Genomic DNA, 25,756 nt, shown 5'->3' on the forward strand with positions numbered 1-25,756 from the left:
GCATTATATAGTCTCATGGTTCTATTTAATATTACACTTTATGCTTGATATTTGTTCTATTTGCTTTGAATATGAAGAAAAGCCGCTGTTAAACGAGGTCCAATTAAGTATTGAATCTGGAATGCTATTGCATTTAAAGGGGCCTAACGGGGTGGGGAAAACAACCTTATTAAAAATAGTAGCTGGATTACTGCAACCCTTGCGTGGAGATATCTATTGGCGGGGGCAGTCAATCTATAGCAATTTAGCTAGTTATCAACAAAGCTTATGTTATGTGGGCCATAAACTAGGTTTAAGCAGCCAATTAACAGTTAGAGAAAATTGTCTTTTCGATTTACAATGGCAACAAAACATATCTGAATTATCAAACTTTCTTGAACTTCTTTCCTTACAGGATTTAATTGATAAACCGTGTTCGCAATTGTCAGCAGGGCAACTACGACGTGTAGCACTACTGCGTCTTTTGATGAATAAACTGCCTTTGTGGCTATTAGATGAACCATTAATTGCGCTAGATAATTCATCTATAGCAATTTTATCGGCTTGTTTTAGCGAACATCTTGATCGAGGTGGTTTAATTATTATGACGTCACATCAAGATTTACCTAAAAAATTTAAAAATTGTCAGGAATATCAATTATGTTAACGCCCGGGCAGTGTTTTAAAAGGCAATTTAAACGTGATTTACTATTAAATATGCGTCAGCCCCGCTTGCTAATGAATGCAATACTATTTTTTATAATGATTGTTGTTTTTTTCCCTTTAACTATTCCTCCTAATGTAGATATTCTAAAGCAAGTTATTCCTGGGATAATTTGGGTGGCTGTCTTATTGTCGATGTTGCTAGCTTCAGATCGATTATTTATGCAGGATTATGAAGAAGGAGTTATTGAGCAATGGCTTACTTCAGGCTACTCATTAACAATAATCGTTAGTGCTAAATTGGTAGTGCATTGGTTATTGACACTTTTGCCATTATTACTCTTTTGCCCTTTTTTAACATTATTCTTCCGCTTTTCTGGACTCCAATTAATAACTTTAGTCAGTAGCTTAATTGTTAGTACACCAGCCATTTTAACTTTATGCTCCTTAGCGGCTGCATTTAGCATCAAGTTACAACAAAAGGGTATTATGATGGCCTTAATTTTATTGCCATTAACATTGCCCATTATGATATTCGGTAGTAGTAGTTTAGAAATGTTTGAATATTCACAAATAACTGGCAATCTAGCTATTTTACTAGCCATTTCATTACTTTGTAGCTGTTTTCTTCCTTTTGCAATTGCAGCCATTATAAGAATCAGTTTAACAAGTTAACCAGCGTAGTAACTGTCTTGAATAAAAAATTTAAGACAGTTACTATGATAGCGATTAAGTAGCCTGGGTACAGGCCCATAGGGCTTAAACCCGAGTTTCACTTCGTTGCACCCAGGCTACATGTTTTATTTTTAATTTTAATGAATTTATGAAAATTTAAGCTTTCGTTAGGAGAGAGGCAGGTTTTTTTACATTAAATTTATATAAATTAAGTTCAAATTTTATTTTGTTTAGTAAGACTATAGTATGTCATGTCTAATACATGATAAAATTTGTCTTTTTTGAAGGCTTAAACTTTTGATGTGGAAATTTTTATATCAATTAGCATCACCTAAGTCTTTCTATTGCTTAACTGGACGTTGGTTACCAAAAATAGCTCTAGTCACGACGTTTTTATTGGTAATAGGTCTACTTTGGGGGCTAATATTTGCTCCTCCTGATTACCAACAAGGCGATGCCTTTCGTATTATTTACATTCATGTTCCAACAGCATTTATGTCTATGGCATTATATGCTGTAATGGCTTTTTGTGCTTTATTATTGCTAGTTTGGCAAATCAAGTTAGCTGGTATCATGTTAATGACCCTTGCGCAAACAGGAGCCATCATGGCTTTTCTTGCCCTTGTTACAGGCAGTATCTGGGGTAAACCTATGTGGGGCGCTTGGTGGGTTTGGGATGCGCGCTTAACTTCAGAGCTCATTTTGCTATTGCTTTATATCGCAATCTTAGCGATAGGTAGCGCGTTTAGTAATAGGGAACAAAGTGATAAAATTATTGCAATATTGGCTTTAGTTGGCGTCATTGATCTACCAATTATTCATTATTCTGTATATTGGTGGAATACCCTGCATCAAGGTTCAACTCTATCAGTTTTTGCTAAACCAAAAATAGCAGCGCCCATGCTTTACCCTTTATTATTAAGTATTTTAGGGTTTTGTTTTTATTGTCTAGGTGTGGTTTTATATAAAGCTAGAAATGAATTATTACTACGGGAGCGTCGACAACATTGGGTAAAGGATTTAGTTGAAAAGGAAAGTATATGAATAAACTGATAACTTGGTTAGCAATGAGCGGTTATTCAATTTATATTTGGCCGGCATATGGTTTAGTATGCATTGTGTTAGTCATGAATCTTTTAGGTATCAAAGTACATCAATTACAAACTAAAAAAAAGTTACAACAATGGTTTAAGAAACAATAATGAACTCTCTACGACGTCGCAAGTTGAGTATGATATTATTCATCTTGATTATAATAGCCCTGGCTCTCGCATTGGTTATGTATGCATTGCGGCAAAATATAAGTCTCTTCTATACGCCTACCCAAGTTAATCAGGGAATGGCACCACAAGGTAAATTAGTTCGTATTGGCGGTATGGTTGTTAAAAAAAGTGTAATACGTGAAAGTGATGGTTTATCCGTTCAGTTTAAATTAACTGATTTTAAGCAGACAGTCTCCGTAAGTTACCGTGGTATTTTACCTGATTTGTTTCGAGAAGGGCAGGGTATTGTAGCCTTCGGTACAGTGCTTGATAATGGACATTTTAAAGCTACTGAAGTATTGGCAAAGCACGATGCTAATTATATGCCGCCTGAAGTAAAAGATGCTTTAGGGAAATCTATAAAAGAAGTAGGTAGAGAAGGATGATTGCTGAGATTGGTTTATTTTCCCTAGTATTAGCCTTAATTTGCGCAAGCTCACTTGGCATAATACCTTTAATTGGTTTACTAAAAAATAAGTCAGAATGGGTCGCTGCAGCATCTATGTATGCGATGAGTCAATTCTTTTTTATTGCTTTGGCTTACTGTTGTTTAACCTATTGTTTTTTAACCAATGACTTTAGTGTTATTTATGTTCTAGCTAACTCCAGTACGCTGTTACCTTGGTTTTATAAGTTATGTGCTGTATGGGGTGGACATGAAGGTTCTATGTTACTTTGGGTAAGTATATTAAGCTTTTGGATGGTATCTGTTAGTTTTTTTAGTCGCTCGTTAGCTCAAGAATTTAAAGTTCGCGTTTTAATTATTTTAGGTTGGCTAAGTGTAGGTTTTATTCTTTTTCTTTTATGCACATCAAACCCTTTTGCTAGACAGTTTCAACTTTTAAATACCGAAGGCCGCGATTTAAACCCTTTATTGCAAGATCCTGGTTTTTTATTTCATCCACCCATGTTGTATATGGGATATGTAGGATTTTCAGTGGCTTTTGCTTTCGCTATTGCAGCACTCTGGCTAGGACGCCTTGAAGTGGCATGGGCTAAATGGACAAGACCATGGACTTTGGCTGCGTGGTGTTGCTTAACAGCTGGTATTACTTTAGGCAGTTGGTGGGCTTACCGAGAGCTAGGTTGGGGTGGTTGGTGGTTTTGGGATCCTGTTGAAAATGCCTCTTTTATGCCATGGTTAGTTGGTACAGCTTTATTACACTCCCTAGCGGTAAGTGAGCAGCGACAGCAATTTTTAGCTTGGACATTACTCTTAGCTATCACAGCCTTTTCCTTAAGTCTGGTTGGTACATTTTTAGTTCGCTCAGGTGTATTAACATCTGTACATGCTTTTGCTGTTGACCCACAACGAGGTATTTATATTCTAGGCTTTTTATTCATTGTAATTGGTGGATCCTTAAGTCTTTTTACATTTCGGGCGCAAACCTTACAAAGTCGTATTAGTCCTGGTCTTTTCTCTAAAGAAAGTGCTCTGCTTTTAAATAATGTTTTTTTAGTCGTTATTATGCTTACAGTCCTTATGGGAACAGTTTATCCATTGTTAATAGATAGCTTAGGTTTGGGCAAATTATCTGTAGGAGCGCCTTATTTTAATGCTGTTTTTGTACCTTTAATGATTCCTCTTTTACTGCTTATGGGTTTGGGTATTCATTTAAACTGGCAACAAGATAAACCACAACGACTTATCTCTCGGCTTGGTGTTATTGGCTTGATGAGCTTTTTAGTGCCTATGCTAGCGCTAATTTGCTTTGCAAATTCTATTAATTTTTCTACTTTATTAGGTTTGATTTTTGCAGCTTGGATTTTATTAAGTACGATAAAATTTGTTTATATAAGAGCTAATCAGAGAACTTGGTATACGTTAAATCAATCTTTTTGGGGAATGGTCTTAGCCCATTGTGGTGTAGCTTTTACCGTTATTGGTATTAGCGTGTCTACAGGCTATGGCATACAAGATGATATAAAAATGGCGCCAGGTGATAGTACGCACTTAAAAGGTTATACCATTACTTTCCTTAAAGAAAAGCAACTTAAAGGACCGAATTATCATGCTTATCAAGCTCGCTTTGAAATTCAGAGTGGCCAGCATATAAAAGTTATTTTCCCAGAAAAGCGTGTTTATGATGTAGGTAAAATGCCTATGACTGAATCAGCTATAGATGTAAATCCCATTCGCGATATTTATATTGCTTTAGGTGAGCCTTTAGATGATAAGGCTTGGTCTGTGCGAGTTTATTATAAACCGCTTATTCGTTTTATTTGGGGCGGTGGTTTTATGATCTTAGCAGGTGGCGTGCTTGCTATGACCGATAGACGTTATTATTTGAAACAAAAAAAGGCTGCTCTAAATAGCATAGGAGAAAGTCTATTATGAAAAAGTATGTTTTGCGTTTTATACCGCTTGTTTTATTCGCAACGCTAGTTATTTTCTTAGGCCGTGGGCTATTTTTAGAGCCACAGAAATTACCTTCAGTAAAGTTAGGGCAACAAGTACCAAATTTTAATTTACCCTTGCTTGATGGTGAAAATAAGACATTAACTGCTAATGATTTGCAGGGTGATGTCTCTTTATTAAATGTTTGGGCGAGTTGGTGCAGCGCTTGCAGTGAGGAACAAGTCTTTTTACTACGTCTAGCTGATGTTGGTGTTCCTATTTTTGGGTTAAATTATAAAGATGATCCTACAAGCGCAAAAAAATGGTTAGCAGAATGGGGTAATCCTTATAGAAAAATAGGTCGAGATGAAGCGGGCAAGGCTGCTATTGATCTAGGAGTGTATGGAGCTCCTGAAACTTTTTTAGTTGATGCAAAGGGTGTGATTCGTTTTCGACATGCAGGTGTTTTAAATGAGGAGGTTTGGACCAAAGAGTTTCTACCTCGCATTCAGCAGTTGAAAGGGCAAGGATGAAACAGTTAATTTACGGTGTTTTTATATTTTTATGGCTACCTATGATTAGCGCCAATACACTTTATCCATTACCTACGGCTAAACAAAGTGCTCAGTTTGAGCATCTTTTAAAAGAGTTACGTTGTTTAGTTTGCCAAAATCAAGATTTAGCAGATTCTAATGCGGCCTTAGCTAAAGATTTACGTGATCAAGTTTATACGATGGTTACTGAAGGTAAGAGTGATACAGAAATTATTCAATATCTAACAGCCCGTTATGGCGATTTTATATTATTTAATCCACCCGTGAAAATGTTAACTGTTGTATTGTGGTATGGGCCTATTATTTTTCTAGTATTAGGCTTTCTTATTTTTTGGCGAACTTGTATTAAGCGAAAACAATCATGATTAGTTGGGGATTAATTAGCTGTTTTATTACACTTGCAAGCTTTGCTATTTTACTGATTATATATCCTTTAGGAAAAACCCTAAAAAAAGGTTTTCTTCCTTTCATTATATGTCTCGCCTTAATTATTAGCTTTGCTTATTATCGTTGGGGTGCGTTTTCTGCTTGGCAGCAATACAAGCAAAATGAGCTTGCTGAGCAGCGGGCGAAAACCTTACTCGATAAAATAAAATCGCCTGAAGAACTTATTGCTAAATTAAAAAATCACTTAGATGATACACCGGCTAGTGCACGAGGCTGGTTTTTGTTAGGACGTCTTTATTCAAGTCAAGGTGAGTGGACTGCTGCAGGTGATGCATTTGCTAAAGCACATCACTTAAATCCCCAAGATGAAGCGGTTACTATTTACTATGCTAATAGTTTATGGCAATTAAATCATCAGCAATTTAACCAAGATATTCGTGTGCTTTTTAAGCAATTATTGCAACACAATCCTAATCAGCCAGATGCCTTAGCAATGCTTGCTTTAGATGCTTATGAAAGTAAGAAATACAATGAAGCAGTTAACTATTGGCAACAATTGCTGAAATTAGCGTCCCCAGATTCTGAGGAGGCATCCGCCCTCCGAAAAGCAATTGCAAAGGCCCTGGCCCAACAAGCTAAAGTTTAAGTATAGTTCTATTAAGTTACCCATCTTAAAGATAGCGATTGACATTAAATAAGTATCTTTTAAATCAATTAAATATTAAAGTATACTTTTTGTATAATTCCGCTAAAATTAAATAGTTTATCTAATTACAAAAGGGAATAGACATGTCAGATCGCGTTTATCAGATTGTAGAGCTTGTTGGAACTTCAGAAAGTGGTATTGAAGACGCAATCAATAATGGAATTGCGAAGGCTGCAAGTTTGTACGGTAAGCTTGATTGGTATGAAGTGATTCAAACTCGGGGTTTTATTGAAGACAATAAAAATAAATATTATCAAGTACACTTAAAAATTGGCTGTCATACGCATTAATCTTAGTATTCACCAATTTGGCACAGCTTAATTTTTAGTATTAGCTGTGCTTTGGTTAAAAGAATTATTATTAAACTAGATAATCAAACCTTAGCCTATCTAAAATATATCCAAGGCTTGAGATTCAGATTGTATAGGAGCTTGGCAAATATTAATCAATTGCTTAAGATCATTTATTTTAATACCATTAATTTTTTCATAATTTTTCATAAGTTCTTTTATTTGACTACCTAGGGCTCCTTGCATTAAATAGTCAACTCCGCTTATCTCGAACAAATCACCACTTTGAAGTTTTGTAATTAACTTTCTAGCGAGGGATATTGAAGTGGTTTTTTGATTAAAAAAAGATATTGTAGAAGTTTTTTGACCAGATTCATATTGGCTAACATAATCTTTTAGCAAATGACGTAATGTCTCTTTAGGATTTTGTTGATTTAAAAAATCAATCAGCTCATTAACAGAATTAATAGGTTTTTTTGCTTGCAGTTGACCTTGAAACTTTGTTTGACAAATTTCAGATGTTAAAACATTTTGTATAGCTTCACATAAACTACCTTGAATTAAGGCTTTTCTATCTTTAGATGAAATAAACGTACTGGTATTCTCTAGGGCAGTAATTAATTGTCTTGCTGCCTGCAGTTTTTCTTTTTTAGTAAATTGAAAAGGTAATATGACTTCATTTTGATTCTCACGAGATTTGATGTAATTGTTGACTACCTGGATAAGAAAAGCCTGTGGATTATGTATGCCTGCTAATGTATTGGACGCCAGAGATTGATTTTGTTGAATGTTTTGAATGGCATCTGAGTTTTTTGCTGTTTCTACTTGGGAAGAAAATTCTAAAGCCTTTGAGGGTGATAAGTGTTCGATTTCTAATTCTGCTAAATGTATTAAATTTCGGAAATTAGGTGGCGGTGATAAATGATGTTGTTGAGCATAGGCTAATTGATTTTCAAAGGCTTTAACCATCACCTCAGCTCGGGTTTTAGGAAGGCCTTTATGTACTAAAATGGCTATCATCTCTGAAGTAGGATAAGGTGTGAGGATGGTGGTGATTAAGCGCCTGGAAAGAGCGGTACTTGCAGCGCGTCGCCCAGCCATTGAAGTAGGGTTTTGGGTTCCAAAAATCATAAAGCCGGGTTTTTTAGGAAGATTACCTTCAGGTGTTTTGCCCATCAACAAGCTATTTAGAAGTTTTTCCATCATAGGTGAGCTATTAACTTCTTCTAAAATTACTTTAGCGCCCTCATCAAATGCTCTTAGGAGTAATTTTTCTTTTTCATTAATCGACATACTAATTGGAATAATATAGAAAGGTTTATCTTTCGGATTTTCGTCTTTAAGTTGCGCTTGCTCATAACCGCGAGCGGCAAATAGTGCTTGCAGAAGATCACTTTTACCAATCCCAGGATCACCTTCAATAATAATCCCTCCTAGACCACCAAATCGTTGTATAACATTAAAATTCTCTTTTTTACTGTCTCGCAATTCACATAAATCTAGTAAATCATTAAGTTGTTTGGTAAGTGCGTGTCTTGAAGAGGTAATAAAGAATTCTTTTTTTCCTGCACGTAGAGTTTGAATATTGGTTACAGGCGGACTGGGCGCAGGTATATATTGCTTATCAAAATTTTCCAAATGATTAGTGGGTACAAGGGGGCGTGCTATTTCAGAGATGATTTGCTTTGTAAGCGACTCAATATTGATAGTTGGATTTTTATTATATTGTGCCACCACTAAAAGGGCCATCATTTGTAACTCACGAGGCGTAATTAAAATATCATTTGTTGAGTAGGCACATAAGAAGCGATAGGATTCTAGAATATGTTTGTTGATGGTTTGTTGTTGAGCACTGAGTGGGGTATTTTCAAAAACTGGCTTTAAAATTTTTTCATACAAAACAGCCGGTGGTAGAGGGTTAAAGACGACAGTATTGCCATGTCGTTTGAAAAAGGGAGCAAGTTGTCGCTCATCACCATAACTTAAGGGATTTCCGGCAAAAATAACTTGATGCTTATCAGTTAAAGTATGCATTACTCCATCTATCAAAATAGTAGGCGGTTTATTAAATAGTCCTTCAAATTCACTAAATTGCTTTTGACTTAAGTTAGCTTCATCCAAAAACAGAATTTTTTTCCCTAAAACTGAACTGGTGGCCCAATCAGTAATATTGGTTTCACCGATATACAATTTTCCTTCATCTTTTTCTAATAACTCATTTTCGACAAACGTTGACTTACCTACACCCGAAAGCCCAGTTAAAAATACAAAGGGTGAATGCTTTAAAATCTTAAGAATTTGATTGCGTCTTGCTTTACTAAATTTTTCTGCTTCAGCTTGGCTAGATTCTGGATTAAAATTAGGAAGCTCACGAAAGTTTATTGGTAAATCATAGATGCCTTGCCAAGCCTCATCGCTGTTAGATTTTGGGTGTTGGGTTAAATGACGAGTACGAGCTTTAAGCTGACTTAATGATTCATGCTCAAGATAGGGAGCTAGTTGTGAAACCGCTGCTTCATCAACATTTAATTGGGATTGTTTATCTTTTACGCTGACATGATGCTGTTGCGGATTTGCAAAATGAAAATTGTCAGCTTTACTAGTGATTAAAACTAATTGTCCATCAGAAGAGTTGTTATTTAGACGCTGTAAAAGTAAAGGAGCTAGTGCATCTTGCAATTCTACAGAGAATTCTCCTTTTAACAGCACTTTTTTCTTTAGTGCTAAGGCTTGCAAAAGTGCTTTATTTTCGCCGCTGAATTCAAAGCGTAATTCTTTTTCCTTAAACTTACCATGTAAGCGATAAAGTAAATCTGAAGGTTTACATTCAGAAACATCAATGACTTCCCAGCTTCCGTTTTGTGTTATTTGTGCTATGGTTGTGTCTAACTCTGAACTTACTAGCACTTGAGTTTGACTTAGTTCACCTGTCCATTTATTTAGAGAGGATGATGAAGATTCTACTAATTGAGTACTGCCCAGTTCAGAAGGTAGAGCAACCCCAGGCGCACAGTGTACTGCTAGTTTTACGCCATGAACTTGGCAGGTATTTATTAGTCTGGCCCATTCATGTTGACTAAGAGAGCGGGTAACATTGATGTCTAATGTTGAACCTTTATTCTCTTCAATAATACCTGGTATTAGTTTAATACCTTGGCCAACTACAGTATAACGACTTAGAAAATCGCCATAGGAGGTTGGATTTAAAACCGTTTGAGTTTCTTTAGAGAGACCAGGATGCAATGTTATGAACTTTTCTAAAGTACCCCATTCATAACCTTCATGTTTGGCCAGCGTGATTTCTTGTGGAAATTTTATAGATGGGCCTGGTGTTTGAATTGAGCCTCGGAAATAGGCATCTTGCCAAAACCGAACAAAGGATTCGTCATGCCAAGGAGCATTATGAAGTTGAATATGTTTCCCGCTATCTATTGCTTTAGCTAATTTTCCTTCCTTAAAAGTTAATTGATCACCAGACAATGTCCACTGGCCTAATAATTGGGTTTCCCAATCTGCAGCGTGATAAAGGTTAATAATGGTAGGGTTATCACTAGATGGGTACTCCTTAAAAATTGCTTTAGGAATACTTAAGTTAGGAACGACCTTTACTAAAGGCTCATGCGCAATAGGGCAATTTTCAATAATTTTAAAACGAGAATAAAAATCTGAGCCTTGATAGCAGTCAGGTTTCTTAGTATTGATTACCCCAATTACCAAAGTATCTTCTGGTAAAAGAGTACCGTCGGCTTGACGTTTTTCGTCTAACAAGGTATTAAAGCGGACTAAATCACTGGCTGAAAAGCGATCATAATTAACCAGAATAACCGGTGATTCGCCTTTATGAGTTGTTAAAAAATCATATAGTCGCCCACCAGGGCCTTTTTTTAATTGGCCGGTGTTGTTACCACTATCATAAGATATAAAGGGTGATGAGCAAATTAAATCATCAGGGCTATCAACTCGAAAAACTGGCCGTCTTTTTGATTGACAATGACTTTCTAAAGCATAAATTACTGCCGTGACCTCCTTGGTGTCATTGACCTTTATTAAACGTTTTTTGTTCTCAGCTAAAGGCTGGATACAGGATTGAGTATAACTTAAGAGATTATCAGCTATTGCTTTTGTTGGCCTCCATGTAGTAAAAGCTTTTTCATATCCTTTTAATAGTAAATTAGGATCGTGAACAAGGTCGGCTAAATTAATAATTTTTTCTTTTTTAGCAGTACGATTTATAGGCTTAGTATTAATTTTAAAAGGTTTAATTAATGGGAGATAGGTCAGGATTTCATGACGTTGAAATTCACTTAAATGAGCAATACTGTCTCGTAATGTTGCTGTATTTTCAGAATTTTTTTCCATAAATTGTTGCAGCAACAGGTGCGTAAATCCTTGCAGTTCAGGATTCTTTAAGCCAATAACCCACGCTGGTATTCCTTCATTATTACGAAGTAAGATGCCTTCCAGGGCTGCAATTGAGAGATTTTTCAGAGGCGTTAATTGAGATAATATCTCTGTACGATTATTGTAATTACTTAAAATTAATAATCCGCCTTCCTCTAAAAAAATGGCTGGATCTTTTACTTTAGGTTTAATTTTTACCGAAGGTGCCTCCACTCCAACTAAATTACCTAATGCCATATGAATGGTTTCTATTAATCGATGATTCTCAACTTCACGTGCTCCTAGTGTAAAATTAGGATCATAAACAAGCCATTTACCGCTTGGTAAAGGTTGTATAGCAATAGCATGCCAAGCATTATTTAAAATGGCAGGTAGTCTAAGTTTTAAAAAATCGGCTAAATTATCCCCTAAATATTGCTGATCTACCTTCTTAGGATTTAACTGGTAGTTCTTAACAAAGCCATGTAATTCATCAAAATATTTTTGAAGTGATGGATTTACGTTTTCTTGCGTTCCATCCCAATTAGCAATGGTATCAATAAAAGTATTCCACTCATTATGATCTCTCTCCTGAAAAAGATGAGTTAGAGCGTTACAAATGCCATCTTGCATTTTAGAAATAGTCGCTAAATGTTGTCCCTTTAAAGTTAAGTACTGTGATAATTTTTCAATGATCATGCCTTGATTTTTTGTTTTATGTAATCCCCGATAATGAAATTCAAATTCATCGGGTGTAGGCACAAAATTTCTTTGCTCCGTTGGATTAAATGGGCGATCTAATGATGAGTCTTCTAGATTGGGTAGAGTAATTATGGCATCTCGAGAGTTCCTATTACGATTAATATTTTCATCTTTATTTGCTGATTTGTCAGCCTTTTCATCTTTAGGAACTACATCCAGATTAATGCCAATGACCTGAATTTTTTCTAATAATTGTTTTAACTGCGCATCCTGTTTAATCTGCTTATAATCAATACTACAATTATTTAAGTTAATGGTTTTAAGGTTGGGAGCTGCTAACAGTAACGCCTTTAAATCGTTGGGTGTAATTTTAGTGTTAATTAAATTAATGGTTTCTAAATATAAAAGGCTACGCTCTGGGATTTTAATTTGACCCATTAATGGCTGACAATGTCTAAAATCAAGATTAACTATTTTCGGTGCTGCTCTTAAAATACTTACTAAACCATCAGGATTTAAAGAACTTGAGCCTAGGTTTAAATCTTGTAGTTTTGATAAACTATTGATAGGGAGATTAAGTTGGCCATGGAGGGCAGGGCAAGATTCTAAATCAAGAGAAATAAGGTTAGGAGCAGCTTTAAGTAACCCTTTTAAGCCTAAAATAGAAATATGGCTATATTTAAGATTTAAGACCTCTAGCTGCTTTAGACTTTTCTCTTCAAGAGCCAAATCATTTAGTGACGCCACGCTTTTACAGAAATTAACTATCTTAAGATTAGGCGCTGCTGTTAGTAAAGCTTGAATAGCATGATTACTTTCAGTCGCTAATTGAACCTCTTCTAAGCTTTTAAGGCTTTGTATTGGAAGATTTAAATTAGAAGGATGACTTAAAGGGCCTAGAATTAGTGTTTTAACTTGAGGAGCAGCTTTTAATAAAATTTCTAGGTTAAAACTTGTGCAAGTATTATAGCTCAAATCTATTTTTTCTAAATATAGTAGGCTTTGCTTGGGGAGAGCTAATTCACCTGTTAAGTTTTGACATTCACTTAAAGATAATTCTTTAATTTTTATCGCTTTAGTTAATATGGATTGTACAGTTGATATATTAATTCTGGTGCCATTGGCCTTAAATATTTCAAGGTTAGCTAAATTTTGCTGGCTAAGTTTCCAGTCGCCCGATAATTCTGAACACCTTATTAAGCTAATCTCTCTTAATTTAGGTGAGGCTAAAAGTAGTGCATCTAAACTTGATTTATTAATGTTACTACCGTCTAAAGTTAAATGTTCTAAATCAGGTAAGCTGCCCTGTGTTAAGTTTAGTGCTTCATTTAAATTTGTGCACTGGGCTAAACTTAATTTTTTTAGCTTAGGCGAGGCACGCAAGATTACTTGTAAATTTGCAATTGAAATATTGCTTTTAATAGCGATTATCTCTTCAAGTTTTGTTGCTTGTAAATCTATTTTCAATGGGATATCTAATAGCAGATTTCTCTCTATACTTAAGCTAGTTAGATTGGGTGCAGCTAATAACAATATTGATAAATTATCAGCAGACATGGAGGTATTAGAAAATTCCACCTCGGTTAAGTGGCTTAAGCTACCTTTTTCAAGTTGTAAATGAATATCATTTTTAGAATTTCTGATAGATAGTTTTCTAAGTTTAAAAGCAGCCTTAAGAAGTGAATTAATTGTAGATGCACTAAATTTACAATCACTTAATTCAACTTCTTCTACATTTTGCGTATTTAATTCAATTTCCTCATTGCTTAGATTTATTTCTTTCATATGACTTGCTTGAAATATTCGAATAGGACAAGCAGAAAATATTTTCTGTAAAAGATCCTGTGAAATAGCACTATAGGATACAGATAAGTGTTCTAGATGACTAAGTGTTGTTATAGATTCAGGCGTGTAACTTTCTATAGAAATTTTTTTAAGTTGACTTGCAGCTGCAATTAATAAATTAATATTTTCCCTATAAAACCCCTCACCATTAAAAGCGCATGATAAAGTTAATTCCTCTAAACTAATTAAATTTTTCAAATCAATATTTAATCTTTCTTGCAGCACAAAGGCATGATTTAAATTTAACGATCTTAAATTAGATGCTGCTAGAATAAATTTTTGTAGATTTACAAAATTGATGCCTGCAAAATAAATTTCTTGCAGGTTACTAAGGCTTTCTTTTTCAAGGTTAATGTCTTGAGAATCTAGTTTAATTTGCAAAGTCCTAAGCTTAGGTGCGATTTTAAATAACGATTGTAATACTAATGGCTGTATCGTTAAGTTAGAATTAAAGTATGTTAGAGTTTTTAAATCCTCTTGGGTTAATGTAAATCCCTCTAGAACAATGGGTATTCCATGTAGAATAAAATTTTTGATAACTTCTTCTTGCTCGAAATTTAAAAAAGAGATTGATTCATATTTCGTTTTAATAGGTATAAAGGGGAATTTCTCCTGAAATTGCTTACAAGCGGTATTGGCTTCGCTTGAAAAAATATCATGAATAAGATACGTAAAAGGAGGGGTAGCTTGTTGTAAAATAGCGATGACTTTTGCCTGCTCACTTTCAGTTAAGCTTAAGTAATCACTTATTTTTAATCCACGACCTTCTGTTAAGGTAGGCTTATTTTCCACTAAATAAGAAACCCAGTAGTCATCTAAAATAAGACTATTGTCCTGATTATAGTGCTTATTAGGTGCTCTAATTTCATCAGGATAAGCAGGTATCATAGCAGTACGTATTCTTTTATCTCGAAGAATAGTTAAATTATCTTTTGTTAAGGGAGTTAACTGACCTGCTTGCCATATTGAAACAGAAAAACCAGCGTCAATGAGTTTGGTTAGCTCTTCAATTACAGCACTTATTTTATCCTCAGACCAATTTCTAGCACTCCAATCAGCAAGAATTATCTTTTTAGGCTGCTGTTTTTTAGGCAAAGAGGCAGGAATCCAATAAGGTTTTTGCTTTATTAACTCATTAACCTCTATATTCCCTGTAGGGGTTTCTTGGTAAACGCGCTTACTTACGGTTTGTAATAAGTAGAAAAAGGGGTCTAAGTCAGGCATAGTCCAAGCAAAATATATAAACTATTATTAAATATTAGACCATTTTGTTAAATTTAATTAATATTTGTTTAAATGATGACAAATCAAAGCGGTTAAAATTAAGTTACTGGCTCATAGGCTTCTGAAGTTTCTTGCAAAATCTTTAAAAACGCTTTTCCATAATGATCTAATTTATATTTACCTACCCCTGAAATAGATAACAATTGCTCTAAACTTTGTGGTTTTTTTATAGCCATTTCCTGTAACGTGCTATCACTAAAAATCATAAACGGTGGCTTATTTTCTTCCTCAGCAATTTGTCTTCTTAAAGTACGTAATTTTTCAAATAAGGGGTTGTTCTTTAATGATGGCAATTTAGCTTTTTCTTGTATTTTGGTTACATCAGCTTTATCAATATTGAAAATAGCAAGTTTGATTCTTTCTTCACCTTTTAAAACGAATATAGCTTTGTTTTTTAAACGTAAAACATTAAAGTGATTGATATCTTGATAACAGTAATCTTGATGAATTAATTGCCAAGCAAGTTGTTTCCAGTAGTAAGCTGGTTTATCTTTACCTATGCCATAGGTACTTAATTTATCATGCCCTGCTTGTTTAATTTTATCAGCTGTGCTGCCACGTAATACATCTATTGTATAAGCCATACCATAGTTTTGCCTTAAACGATAAATACATGACAATAATTTTTGTGCATCTTCCGTTGTATCTTGCAAAACAGGTGGGTTATCACAAATGTCACAGTAATTACAGTCTGAATCGTACTCTTCATCAAAATAGCGAAGTAAAATTTGCCTACGGCAGTGATTGCCCTGGGCAAAAGCTAACATGTGATTTAGTTTGGCAATTTCAATATGCTGTTTATGATTATCTTCTATCGTTGCCACTAAGCTTCGTAAACGTGCACTGTCTGCTGGATCATAAAGTAAAAGTGCTCTAGCTGGTAAGCCATCACGCCCAGCGCGACCCGTTTCTTGGTAATAACTTTCTATTGTTTTAGGTAAATCATAATGGACAACAAAACGAACATTAGGTTTATCAATCCCCATTCCAAAAGCTACCGTTGCTACTACCAGCTCTATCCTATCATAACGAAATAAAGTTTGTACTTCCCGTCTATCTGAGTAAGAAAGACCTGCGTGATATCCTCGTGCTGCAAATCCTGCGGCTTTTAATTTTTCGGCTAATTTATCAACTGTATTGCGAGTTCCACAGTAAATGATACCGGCTTGCGAGCGCTGCGTTTCTAAAAAACTTTGGAGCTGTCTAAAAGCATTATTTTTAAGTGTGACCGAATAATGAATATTAGGTCGATTAAAAGAAGCTAAGTAAATCTTAGGCTTGTAATTTAATTTAGCAACAATATCTAGTCGAGTTTGTTGGTCGGCGGTGGCGGTAAGGGCAATAATAGGAATCTCTGGAAAATGAAGTTTTAATTTACCCAAAAGGGCATATTCAGGACGAAAATCATGACCCCATTGTGAAATACAATGGGCCTCATCAATAGCAAACAAAGCAATACGGCATTCATCTAAACGGTCCAAAAAGGCAGGACTAATTAAACGTTCTGGGGCGACATATAATAAATCCAATTGATCATTATGGAGGTCAGCAAGAACTTGTCGAGATTCTTCACTGTCTAAAGAAGAATTATAATAGGCTGCGCGAATTCCTTGTAATTTTAAAGCCGCAACTTGATCTTCCATCAAAGAAATTAAGGGAGAGACAACAATAGTTATGCCTTTGAGAATAAGTGCTGGAATTTGATAGCATAATGATTTTCCACCGCCGGTAGGCATTAAAACGAGTAAGTCATCTCCTGCTAGCAAATCATTAATAATAGACTCTTGTAACCCTCTAAATTTGGTAAAGCCAAAATAAGTTTTTAAAGTAGTTGAAGGATCAATTAAATTTATTTGAGGATTGGACAAAGTTTCCATGCGCTTTTCTTTTTATTTAACGGACACCGAAAATTGGCAATAATAACATTTTTATCTCTACTCTCGTAAATAAAATAATTAATTTCATACGTATAAGTGTCTTTTATAATACTTAAGTTTTTGATTTTATTTATATTTATAAGAAATGATAGGAGCATCAATATTATTTTAGATACAGAAAACTAAGTTCCTCCGGTTTAGCTTTAGATTAGCTAACAGGAAACTTAAAACAAATACCAAAGATTAAATATAAAAAAGTGAATAGTGAGTTGACTCAGGTAGATATAATTTGTCTATCAACTTGCCGATTTTATAAATAGCGGCATATATGTTTAGGTTCGTTTAACTCCTTCAATATTTTGAATAAATTAACTTAATTAGTCTTTTATCACGATTATGTAAAAAATAATATTAGCTTAAATTCTTATCTATTTGTTTAAATAATTAATAGATTGATTAATAATTTATATCATGCTATTAGAACAGTATAAATTACGTGGGGATTGTTGTTATGGAGCGTAAAGGTGAAGATATTGAAATGGTAGCAGAGCCTAAAGAGGGAGAAAAACAATTTCGGGACAATATAACATATTATGCTATAGGCCCAAGGATAGTTACCAGTGAGGTAAGTATGTTTAAGTCTAACCCTGTTGCTAAAAAAATAGGAAAAAATGATATTGAAAAAGAATTAAGAAATATTTCAACAGTAAAAATATTTGATAGTGAAAAGGAAGCAAGAAGTTATGCTAAGTTTACTACGCTGATGCCTCTAAGCCATGATCCTGGTATGTCTGCTATTATTTTAGAAGTGCAACCTAAGAAAATTATTAATTTGTCTATTGAGCAGGCAAAGGAATTAACCAGGGTATCTAATTTTTCACTTGAACAACAGCAAACTAAAGAATTCAAGTATGCTATTGCCAATGTTAATGACCTAACATTTATCTCAGGTGAAGTGCTCGGCAAGAAAGTTGATTTATCTGCTCAAGAACCCGGGGAAGATAAAAATTGCACTGTTATGTAACCAATAAAATATCTGGCTGAATGCCGGCCAAATTTACAGTTCCTGTTCTCCTTCAATAATGTCTGAGATTTATTCTAAGATATGCCCTGATTTCTTATTTACTCGTATTTGTATTCGTATATTCTATAATCCAATTGCTTTTCCCTTAAGTTACCGTCTATACACCAGAATAAAGTTTATGATTGCATCAGCGGCTATCCATCATAAAAATAGAAAATTTTATAATTTAAAGTAAACTAGTTAATTTACCTGCCGAATTAACAGTTAGGATGATTTTATTCATATTACTTAAAGGACTTGTTTTTACATCCCTTAATTTTTATTCTAAGTCATTTTAAAAACGAGTCACAGTGAAGCTCTGTCAATTTTAAATTAACAGAAGCAAAAAGCGGTAACAAAACTTTATTATATCTAAATTAGATGGATATAACTTAAATTAAGGATAGGCTTATGGATTTCTACTATAGTGAAGAGCACTCGGCATTTCGTGACATGGCTAGAGAGTTTGCACGTAATAAACTTGCTCCTAAGGCTGCTGAATGGGATGAGCAAAGTTATTTTCCTATAGAGATTTTACGCGAAGCTGCAGAACTTGGTATGGCTGGAATGGTCGCTGCGGAAGATATTGGCGGATCTAATCTGAAGCGTTTAGACGCGGCTCTTATCTTTGAACAGTTAGCTGCTGGATGTATCACCACAAGCGCTTACCTTTCTATTCACAATATGGTTACCTCCTTAATTGATAAGTACGCAGATGCTTCATTACGTAAGTTTTGGGGTCCACGTTTAACATCTATGGAAGTAATAGGTAGTTATTGTTTAACAGAACCAGATTCAGGTTCAGATGCGGCTTCTCTTAAAACGCATGCTGTAAAAGATGGGCAAGATTATATTGTCAATGGTACAAAGGCATTTATTTCCGGCGGCAGTGTAAGTGATGTTTACCTTTGTATGGTCCGCACCGGTGACGAGTCTCATCATGGCATTTCTTGTTTATTAGTAGAGAAAGGCACGCCCGGTTTAAGTTTTGGTAAGTTAGAAAAAAAACTAGGTTGGCGAAATCAGCCAACCTGCATGCTCTATTTTGAGAATTGTCGGATTCCTATTAGTAATCGAATTGGTGATGAAGGTATGGGCTTTAAAATTGCCCTTAATGCCTTAAATGGTGGTCGCGTTAATATTGCATCTTGCTCGCTTGGGGGCGCCACCGCATGTTTACGTTTAGCGCAAGCTTATTTAAAAGAGCGTAAACAATTTGGTAAACCACTAACTCAAATGCAAGCATTACGTTTCTATTTTGCCGATATGCTTACAGACTTTGAGGCTGCTCGCTTAATGGTTTACCGGGCTGCCGATGCTTTAGATAAACAAGACAAACAGGCACCTATGTATTGCGCCATGGCCAAGCGATTAGCAACAGATGTTGCTTTTCGTATTAGTGACAAGGCCATGCAATTACATGGCGGGTATGGTTATTTGCATGATTATCAAATAGAGCGCATATTTCGTGATTTGCGAGTTCATCAAATACTGGAAGGAACAAATGAAATTATGCGTGAAATTATTGCTAAATCTGTATTAGATGAAGAATTTTTTATTGATTAGATCTCTAATATAACCTGCGTATTTTATGTAAGTGCAAGGCGCAAGTGTTTCGAGAAGCGGAGTTTACATGCAATAAATGAGCACCAGAGAAATTCTTAGAGCGCAGCACTTGCATAAAAGAGATAGGTTATGCAAGAGCTCTATTAAAAGGAGCATTATAAATGAGTATTGTAGAGAGGAACTTAGATAAGGGAATTTTAACCATAACCTTTAATCGTCCTGAAAAGTTAAATGCACTTAATGAAGAAGTATTACAAACCTTGCAAGAAATAATTGAGCAAGCTAAATATAATGCAGAAGTTAAAGCGTTATTAATTACAGGAAATGGCAAAGCATTTTGTGCAGGAGCAGATATTAATCGTTTAGCAGAGTGTGATGCACAAAGTGGCTATCAATTTGCTTGTTATGGACAAGAAGTGTTTCGCCAACTTGAAACAATGGGCAAACCTTCTCTTGCTGCAATTAACGGTTTTGCTTTTGGTGGTGGCTGTGAACTAGCGATGGCTGCTACGATGCGTATTGCTTCCATGAATGCTCAATTTGGTCAGCCTGAAATTAAATTAGGCGTCATTCCTGGGTATGGTGGCACCCAACGTTTAGCTCGTTTGGTAGGTAAGGGTCGTGCGCTTGATTTATGTTTAACAGGCCGCTTCATTGATGCACAAACTGCACTGGCTTGGGGATTAGTTAGTGAAGTTGTTGAACCTGATTTATTGCTTGAGAAGGCAAATCAGATTTTGAAAAATCTAATTTCTATGGCACCTATTGCTGCCACAAGCATTATGGAAGTGATTGATCGAGGTTATGACTTATCCTTAAGTGATGCATTACATCTTGAAGCAGTTCATTTTGCAAAAGTATGTGCGAGTGAAGATAAAGCTGAAGGGGTCGATGCGTTTTTAAATAAAAGGCCTGCGTCATTTAAAGGGGTTTAAAACATGACAGACGTTCGCTTCGAATGCCAAAACCAACTTGGGATTATTACATTAGCGCGCCCACAAGCATTAAACGCAATTAATTTACCTATGATTCAAGCTATACAACATCAATTGTTATTGTGGGAAAAAGATAATTCAGTTCAGGCTATTATTATTCAAGCTGAACCAGGTAAAGCATTTTGTGCAGGCGGTGATGTACGCTGGCTTTATGAGACAGGTTTAAAAAATAAAGCAGAACAAATGCAATTTTTTTGGCATGAATATCGATTAAATCATTATATTCATCAATTAAAAAAGCCTTATATTGCTCTGCTTAATGGTATTACTATGGGTGGCGGTGTTGGCATTTCTTTACATGGTTCTTATGCTGTTGCACAGGAGCAATTCGTCTTTGCAATGCCAGAGACTGGTATTGGATTATTTCCCGATATTGGCGCAAGCTACCTTTTATCTCGCTGTCCCGGCGAGATTGGTTTATATCTAGCTTTAACGGGTAATCGTTTAAACGCTGAAGAAGCTTATACTGCAGGTTTAGTAGATTATGTTGCTAACAATGAAAAGTTTACAGAAATTATTTCTGGTTTGCATAACTTAGATTTAAGTAATAATGCTCATCAACAAACAAAAATATTTTTACAACAAATTGCAACGCATTCTAAAATAACATTTCCCAATATTGAGAAAATTAATCAATACTTCTCAGAGTCTAGCGTACAAAACATCATGACAGCGTTAAGAAAAAGTGAGGATTCTTGGGCTTTAACCACGCTACAAATTCTAGAGCAAAAATCTCCTTTAAGTTTAGCTGTCAGCTTTGAACAAATTAGGCGAGCTAAATCACTGTCTATGGCTGATTGTGTAAAAATGGACTATCGCTTAGTAACTCATTTTATGCGTGATCATGACTTTTATGAAGGCATAAGAGCGTTGTTAATTGATAAAGATAAAAACCCACGCTGGTCACCCAATAGTTTAAGTGCAGTCACGCCTGCTTTAGTGGCTAATTATTTTGAACAAGATGGCGAAGAATTGTCTTTAATTGAAAATTAAATCTATAACTTTTATAACCATTCAACGCGTATTCAAATGTTTCTGTTTATAGGTCAATTTATTTGAATTGTTGTTCCCGCGCAGGCGGGAACCTATCTAAAAATTAACTTCCGTGCTGACTTAATGTAAGGCATTGTTGCATGGATAAGTTTTTAGAGTTAATTATAACCAAAAGTAATTCTATGTCATCTCCGCGCAGGCGGGGATCTATTCATCAATTAGCACTGAAGTTAATTTCTAGATGGATTCCTGCCTGCGCGGGAAAGACATTTATTATCTACGCAACAATGCCGCGCGGAAACGACAGAGGGCTTAATGTTCCTTAATTATATACCCCTTGAACAGTTACTAACTTTTATTTATTAAAATTCTATCCGAGATTAGGACTAATTTAAGGTAGGGCTCTGAAATACATTAATTATAAATCATGGATAAATTTTAATAGCAGCTCATTAAATTCATCAGGTTTATCAAGCATGACTGCATGTCCTGCGTTCTTAATAAGTTGGATTTTATTTCGCCAAAGTTTCTTAAATTTTATTTCCTGTTGAATATAATCATAATTAATTGCAATATCGTTTTCACCACCTATTATTGCGATAGGCTTATCCCAATTCGCAACAATATTACACTGATTTCTACCTATACCATCAATTATTGATTGCGGATAAAGTACACGCGCGTCTTCATCCGTATTAAGTATGGCATCAACTAAAAATTCTTTTTCAGCACGAGCGTCATAGCCAGAAACACTTGCTAGTAATTGTGCCTCATCATACGTTAAATGCGCTTTGCCAAAGCAGTCCATGATTTTTGAATCAAGGGCCTTAAAGCCTTTTTGGATCCCTTGCAAGGAAACTTCTAAAGGTGGAGTGCCTGTAAGTAGTAAACCTATCAGTTGCGGAACTCTATCAACCATTTCTAAAGCGACATGCCCGCCTAAAGACCAGCCGATAATTACTAATTTTTCGATTGATAAGGATTGCAACGCAGCAATAATTGCCTCAGCAAAGCCTGGAAAATTATAAGTTTGCAGTGGTGAAAGAGGAGGTGGGCTTTGACCATAGCCAGGTAAATCAATTGCAATACGGTGATAGTTTTTAAAAATATCGGTATTTATTTGCTGAGAAAAGAACGTTTTATTCGTGCAATGCCCATGCAGAAACAAGAGCGAAATAGGCGCTTTTGGATTTTCTTCCCAAATTGAAAGCATAGTAGAAAAAGACAATAATAATTATTAGGAAATCAATTGATGATATAATAGCACAATGCAAAAAAAAAATACGCTTAGGAATTATGTGCATTCATAAATAGCGAGGCAATATTTTCCCGCTATTTAATTAATTTAAATACTAGCTAGATGGGTAAAATTGTTTTCCATTAGCACAGGTTTATTGTTAATAATAGCGTCTTTTAAAACAGCAATTGTTCTTACTGAATGACCTGCTTTAAGTTTAGCATGAAAGTTAAATAATAAATTTAAAGCTTCTAATTGTAATGTTTCTATAGTTAAATCTTGTTGGGAAACTAACTTATCCAAGGCAAGGAAAAATTCATTAATGGTATTGCTGTGTTTACCTTTAAAAAAAGATAAAGCAGCGCGTTGATGTAACTCTTTGTGTCCTGTAAGAACTTCTTTAACACCATTAAGTCTTTTAACTAACTCTTTTCTATCACTACATTGTATTAATTTATTAATGTCTGCTTCTATCGAGTAACCTTCAATCGGATGACTACATTTCTCAATTAAAAGTGCTTTTGCCCATCTTAAACCTATTGCTTGTTGATCAGCTTCTTTATCGATAAGAGGAAAATTTAATTGGCGTATTATAGACTCAACTAATCCACTATTATTTTTTTGCGCTAAGGCTGCAATTAAGCGAACTTGATTCTCTTGTGGGTCTAGCCGGTTAAATTTAATTAAATAATTTTTAGGCAATTTAAGTTTAGTAAGATCAAGCTGAGTAAGTATTGTTGTTGCTAAATGATCTACATCAATATAGTCAATATAATTCTCAGTAAGCTGATCTTTAAAAGCTAAAATATCCTCATCAGTATATTGCGAAATATCATTTTCCACTAATTTAGGTAGTAAAATGTTTCGTATAAACGCTATACCTTTTGTAGTTTTGCTACGGTTAAGCATTTCTACCAAGGCGATTAGACGATTACTTTGAGGGAAGTCGCTTTCTTGATAACTCGTCTTATGTAACCGATTATAATCGGCAAGGATTTCGGTAAAGTTAAGTTTATTTAATTTAACTAAAAATTCAGTTTTGCGCTCAAAATTATTCAATTCTTCAACTGCAGATGGTGAGTTACGCAGTAAATCATCTAAATAAGCCTTACTTAAATTTAATAGTTGTTCATCTTTAATTCCACTAATATCATCATTAAGAAAGCGTGGTAAAATTGCTCTTAAAAAATTAGGATTACCTAATTTTAACATAGCTAAAATAGCTATAGTTTTATCGGATTCTTGGGTAAAGTTTAAAGGTAAAATAGCTGAGGTTGGATGATATTTTCTGAACTCATGCAAGAATTCATTAAAATATTCAGGCATTAAGAATAAAGTTTGTTGATGTATGGCATTAAAATATCTACCTACTTTATTTTTATTTTCTTCAATGACATCACGCGTTAATGCCATATACAATTCTTGTTGGGCGGCACGTAAGATAATCGTTTCATCCTGAGTTTTTGTTAGCCGTTGATACTGCTCACGAAATTTTTCAAAATCGATTGTTTTATCAATATTTTTTTTCTCATATGCCCACTCAAATAAAGCTTTAAGAGTTTGATGTTGATAAATTTCAGCATATATTTCATTTTGTAAAAAGCCAGTTACAAAACCACTACCAGTTTGGTAATGAGGAAGGTATCGACTATCACCATTATTAAAAATAATAACATTTAATTTTTGTGGATTGTCTAAGTCAATTGTAGTAGAAGAAATAACTTGGCCGCTCTCGCCACGTCCTGTTGGAAACCTTGAGCGTAATACTTCATTTGCTTCTAAACTATCTATAGGTAATGTAGGAAAGACTAGTTTTGCAATTTGTCGTATATAATCAGCAATTTTCGGTATAAAAAATGCATCATCTAGGCTCATCATCGAAATAGGAATTTCTGCACCAATATATAATATATCATTGGCATAGAAAACACGGATGCGTGGAGGTCGTATTAGATTCCAGCCAAATTGTTTTAATGGTTCTTGCCATGGCGTTAAATCGAGTGAGCGCTGATTTTGCTCTAAGGTATTACAGCTAATGATTTCCCTATCAAATTCGTTTTTTATAAAGAAGGTGGTTGTTCCATGAACAGGTACGACCGGCATTGCTGCAACATCTGGTGTTGCATTATCCATCTGATAAGTTTTCTGATCGGGATAAATAATTTCATGCCTTTTTGAATTACCTCTTAGTACACCCGTTGCGACATGAATTTGGATATCATTGTCGGTAAGTTGAAAATCTTCTATAAGATTAAGAACTTGATCAGTAATAGACTCATTTAAGTCAAGATTGCGGTTAAGAAGTCGGATATTGCCTTGTTCCCAAAGGGTATCAAGCAGTATTTGTTGTAAATCACGGATTTGAATTTGGCTGAAAGGCTTAGCAGCAAAGACAGAATCATCACCTTGTTGGAAACCTTGCGCAACAGAAAATCTTCGTTCATGCATTAGTTTATCTAATGCTTGTTTATCAATACCATTATCAATTAATTTCTCTGTCACATCTTCTTGTTCGAAGCGAAAAATATTGGCCCGCGATAACTTTCTATCAATGCTATGACTGTCAGGATTTAAACACGATCTAGGATAACAATTTGAGCATTGGGATTAAGTTTTCTAACCTTTAAAGCACGGTGTAAATTGGCAGGGCCGGCTCCTACAAAGACATGAATTGGCACAGAATACCTTTTTTTGTTTTATAGTCAAACAATATGCGCTGCATTATACTTTTGAAAGCTTAAGGATTGCTTAAGTAAACCCAATGTATTTAAATTTAAGTTAATATTTGATTTAAAAACAAACAGAATATTTAAAAATTGTTCTAAATTAAATTGGATTAGCTGTATTTGATGGTTTAAAAAAATACGAGTCATGCTATTTTTAAATAAAATTAGACAATTTATGATTTTAAAAATAAAGTAAATGTAGAAAATTTCTTTTAAATTAAAATTTACTTGTTA

Annotated in this window: 18 protein-coding genes; 14 read left to right on the forward strand and 4 right to left on the reverse strand. The window is 34.8% G+C overall.

The window, feature by feature from the left end:
- Window positions 1–40 precede the first annotated feature (40 nt).
- From ccmA to DYH30_RS04785, 10 genes are all read left to right on the forward strand, one after another.
- Window positions 41–646, forward strand: coding sequence for a cytochrome c biogenesis heme-transporting ATPase CcmA (gene ccmA, locus DYH30_RS04740; RefSeq protein ID WP_115330542.1), 606 nt, complete (start codon window positions 41–43; stop codon window positions 644–646).
- The gene (gene ccmB, locus DYH30_RS04745) at window positions 640–1,317 is read left to right on the forward strand and encodes a heme exporter protein CcmB (RefSeq protein ID WP_115330543.1); all 678 of its coding nucleotides are present in this window, start codon (window positions 640–642) and stop codon (window positions 1,315–1,317) included. Before ccmA ends, ccmB begins: the two co-directional genes overlap by 7 nt.
- A gap of 300 nt (window positions 1,318–1,617) precedes the next feature.
- Window positions 1,618–2,361 carry a heme ABC transporter permease CcmC gene (gene ccmC / locus DYH30_RS04750; RefSeq protein ID WP_115330544.1) on the forward strand — a complete coding sequence of 248 codons (744 nt, stop codon included), beginning with the start codon at window positions 1,618–1,620 and terminating at the stop codon, window positions 2,359–2,361.
- Window positions 2,358–2,519: a heme exporter protein CcmD gene (gene ccmD, locus DYH30_RS04755; protein WP_115330545.1), complete on the forward strand. Its 162-nt coding sequence runs from the start codon at window positions 2,358–2,360 to the stop codon at window positions 2,517–2,519. The genes ccmC and ccmD overlap by 4 nt, the downstream gene beginning before the upstream one ends.
- Complete coding sequence (gene ccmE, locus DYH30_RS04760) at window positions 2,519–2,965, forward strand: cytochrome c maturation protein CcmE (protein WP_115330546.1); 447 nt, start codon at window positions 2,519–2,521, stop codon at window positions 2,963–2,965. Before ccmD ends, ccmE begins: the two co-directional genes overlap by 1 nt.
- On the forward strand, window positions 2,962–4,917 hold the full coding sequence (locus tag DYH30_RS04765) for a heme lyase CcmF/NrfE family subunit (RefSeq protein ID WP_115330547.1): 1,956 nt from the start codon (window positions 2,962–2,964) through the stop codon (window positions 4,915–4,917). The genes ccmE and DYH30_RS04765 overlap by 4 nt, the downstream gene beginning before the upstream one ends.
- Window positions 4,914–5,450: a DsbE family thiol:disulfide interchange protein gene (locus tag DYH30_RS04770; RefSeq protein ID WP_115330548.1), complete on the forward strand. Its 537-nt coding sequence runs from the start codon at window positions 4,914–4,916 to the stop codon at window positions 5,448–5,450. Before DYH30_RS04765 ends, DYH30_RS04770 begins: the two co-directional genes overlap by 4 nt.
- Window positions 5,447–5,836 carry a cytochrome c-type biogenesis protein gene (locus DYH30_RS04775; protein ID WP_115330549.1) on the forward strand — a complete coding sequence of 130 codons (390 nt, stop codon included), beginning with the start codon at window positions 5,447–5,449 and terminating at the stop codon, window positions 5,834–5,836. The genes DYH30_RS04770 and DYH30_RS04775 overlap by 4 nt, the downstream gene beginning before the upstream one ends.
- Window positions 5,833–6,504 (forward strand): tetratricopeptide repeat protein, encoded by a 672-nt coding sequence (locus DYH30_RS04780; protein ID WP_115330550.1) that lies wholly within the window; start codon window positions 5,833–5,835, stop codon window positions 6,502–6,504. The genes DYH30_RS04775 and DYH30_RS04780 overlap by 4 nt, the downstream gene beginning before the upstream one ends.
- 143 nt (window positions 6,505–6,647) lie before the next feature.
- Entirely contained in the window at window positions 6,648–6,854 is a 207-nt protein-coding gene (locus tag DYH30_RS04785; protein ID WP_115330551.1) for a dodecin, read from the forward strand.
- Window positions 6,855–6,953: 99 nt separating this feature from the next.
- Here DYH30_RS04785 and DYH30_RS04790 read toward each other — a convergent pair whose 3' ends face one another.
- Window positions 6,954–15,005 carry a hypothetical protein gene (locus tag DYH30_RS04790; protein ID WP_115330552.1) on the reverse strand — a complete coding sequence of 2,684 codons (8,052 nt, stop codon included), beginning with the start codon at window positions 15,003–15,005 and terminating at the stop codon, window positions 6,954–6,956.
- Window positions 15,006–15,103: 98 nt separating this feature from the next.
- Window positions 15,104–16,942, reverse strand: a complete 1,839-nt coding sequence (gene recQ / locus DYH30_RS04795) for a DNA helicase RecQ (protein WP_115330553.1) — start codon at window positions 16,940–16,942, stop codon at window positions 15,104–15,106.
- 511 nt (window positions 16,943–17,453) lie between these two features.
- Between recQ and DYH30_RS04800 the strand changes: the two genes are divergently transcribed.
- From DYH30_RS04800 to DYH30_RS04815, 4 genes are all read left to right on the forward strand, one after another.
- Window positions 17,454–17,966 (forward strand): hypothetical protein, encoded by a 513-nt coding sequence (locus DYH30_RS04800; protein WP_115330554.1) that lies wholly within the window; start codon window positions 17,454–17,456, stop codon window positions 17,964–17,966.
- A 450-nt stretch (window positions 17,967–18,416) separates the two neighbouring features.
- Window positions 18,417–19,571, forward strand: a complete 1,155-nt coding sequence (locus DYH30_RS04805) for an acyl-CoA dehydrogenase family protein (RefSeq protein ID WP_115330555.1) — start codon at window positions 18,417–18,419, stop codon at window positions 19,569–19,571.
- 161 nt (window positions 19,572–19,732) lie between these two features.
- Complete coding sequence (locus DYH30_RS04810; RefSeq protein ID WP_115330556.1) at window positions 19,733–20,506, forward strand: enoyl-CoA hydratase/isomerase family protein; 774 nt, start codon at window positions 19,733–19,735, stop codon at window positions 20,504–20,506.
- Window positions 20,507–20,509: 3 nt separating this feature from the next.
- The gene (locus DYH30_RS04815; RefSeq protein ID WP_115330557.1) at window positions 20,510–21,559 is read left to right on the forward strand and encodes an enoyl-CoA hydratase/isomerase family protein; all 1,050 of its coding nucleotides are present in this window, start codon (window positions 20,510–20,512) and stop codon (window positions 21,557–21,559) included.
- Window positions 21,560–21,977: 418 nt separating this feature from the next.
- Here DYH30_RS04815 and DYH30_RS04820 read toward each other — a convergent pair whose 3' ends face one another.
- Together DYH30_RS04820 and DYH30_RS04825 are read right to left on the reverse strand one after the other, a co-directional pair.
- Window positions 21,978–22,787, reverse strand: coding sequence for an alpha/beta fold hydrolase (locus DYH30_RS04820; protein WP_147285954.1), 810 nt, complete (start codon window positions 22,785–22,787; stop codon window positions 21,978–21,980).
- A 117-nt stretch (window positions 22,788–22,904) separates the two neighbouring features.
- A complete protein-coding gene (locus DYH30_RS04825; RefSeq protein WP_115330559.1) occupies window positions 22,905–25,298 on the reverse strand; it encodes a hypothetical protein in 2,394 nt (797 codons plus the stop codon).
- Window positions 25,299–25,756: the final 458 nt, after the last annotated feature.

The sequence above is a fragment of the Legionella busanensis genome, from assembly GCF_900461525.1.
GTDB classification, from domain to species: domain Bacteria; phylum Pseudomonadota; class Gammaproteobacteria; order Legionellales; family Legionellaceae; genus Legionella_C; species Legionella_C busanensis.

Coding starts and splice junctions, on each gene's coding strand:
- ccmA (WP_115330542.1), top strand. CDS start 41: ATGCTTGATATTTGTTCTATTTGCTTTGAATATGAAGAAAAGCCGCTG.
- ccmB (WP_115330543.1), top strand. CDS start 640: ATGTTAACGCCCGGGCAGTGTTTTAAAAGGCAATTTAAACGTGATTTA.
- ccmC (WP_115330544.1), top strand. CDS start 1,618: ATGTGGAAATTTTTATATCAATTAGCATCACCTAAGTCTTTCTATTGC.
- ccmD (WP_115330545.1), top strand. CDS start 2,358: ATGAATAAACTGATAACTTGGTTAGCAATGAGCGGTTATTCAATTTAT.
- ccmE (WP_115330546.1), top strand. CDS start 2,519: ATGAACTCTCTACGACGTCGCAAGTTGAGTATGATATTATTCATCTTG.
- DYH30_RS04765 (WP_115330547.1), top strand. CDS start 2,962: ATGATTGCTGAGATTGGTTTATTTTCCCTAGTATTAGCCTTAATTTGC.
- DYH30_RS04770 (WP_115330548.1), top strand. CDS start 4,914: ATGAAAAAGTATGTTTTGCGTTTTATACCGCTTGTTTTATTCGCAACG.
- DYH30_RS04775 (WP_115330549.1), top strand. CDS start 5,447: ATGAAACAGTTAATTTACGGTGTTTTTATATTTTTATGGCTACCTATG.
- DYH30_RS04780 (WP_115330550.1), top strand. CDS start 5,833: ATGATTAGTTGGGGATTAATTAGCTGTTTTATTACACTTGCAAGCTTT.
- DYH30_RS04785 (WP_115330551.1), top strand. CDS start 6,648: ATGTCAGATCGCGTTTATCAGATTGTAGAGCTTGTTGGAACTTCAGAA.
- DYH30_RS04790 (WP_115330552.1), bottom strand. CDS start 15,005: ATGCCTGACTTAGACCCCTTTTTCTACTTATTACAAACCGTAAGTAAG.
- recQ (WP_115330553.1), bottom strand. CDS start 16,942: ATGGAAACTTTGTCCAATCCTCAAATAAATTTAATTGATCCTTCAACT.
- DYH30_RS04800 (WP_115330554.1), top strand. CDS start 17,454: ATGGAGCGTAAAGGTGAAGATATTGAAATGGTAGCAGAGCCTAAAGAG.
- DYH30_RS04805 (WP_115330555.1), top strand. CDS start 18,417: ATGGATTTCTACTATAGTGAAGAGCACTCGGCATTTCGTGACATGGCT.
- DYH30_RS04810 (WP_115330556.1), top strand. CDS start 19,733: ATGAGTATTGTAGAGAGGAACTTAGATAAGGGAATTTTAACCATAACC.
- DYH30_RS04815 (WP_115330557.1), top strand. CDS start 20,510: ATGACAGACGTTCGCTTCGAATGCCAAAACCAACTTGGGATTATTACA.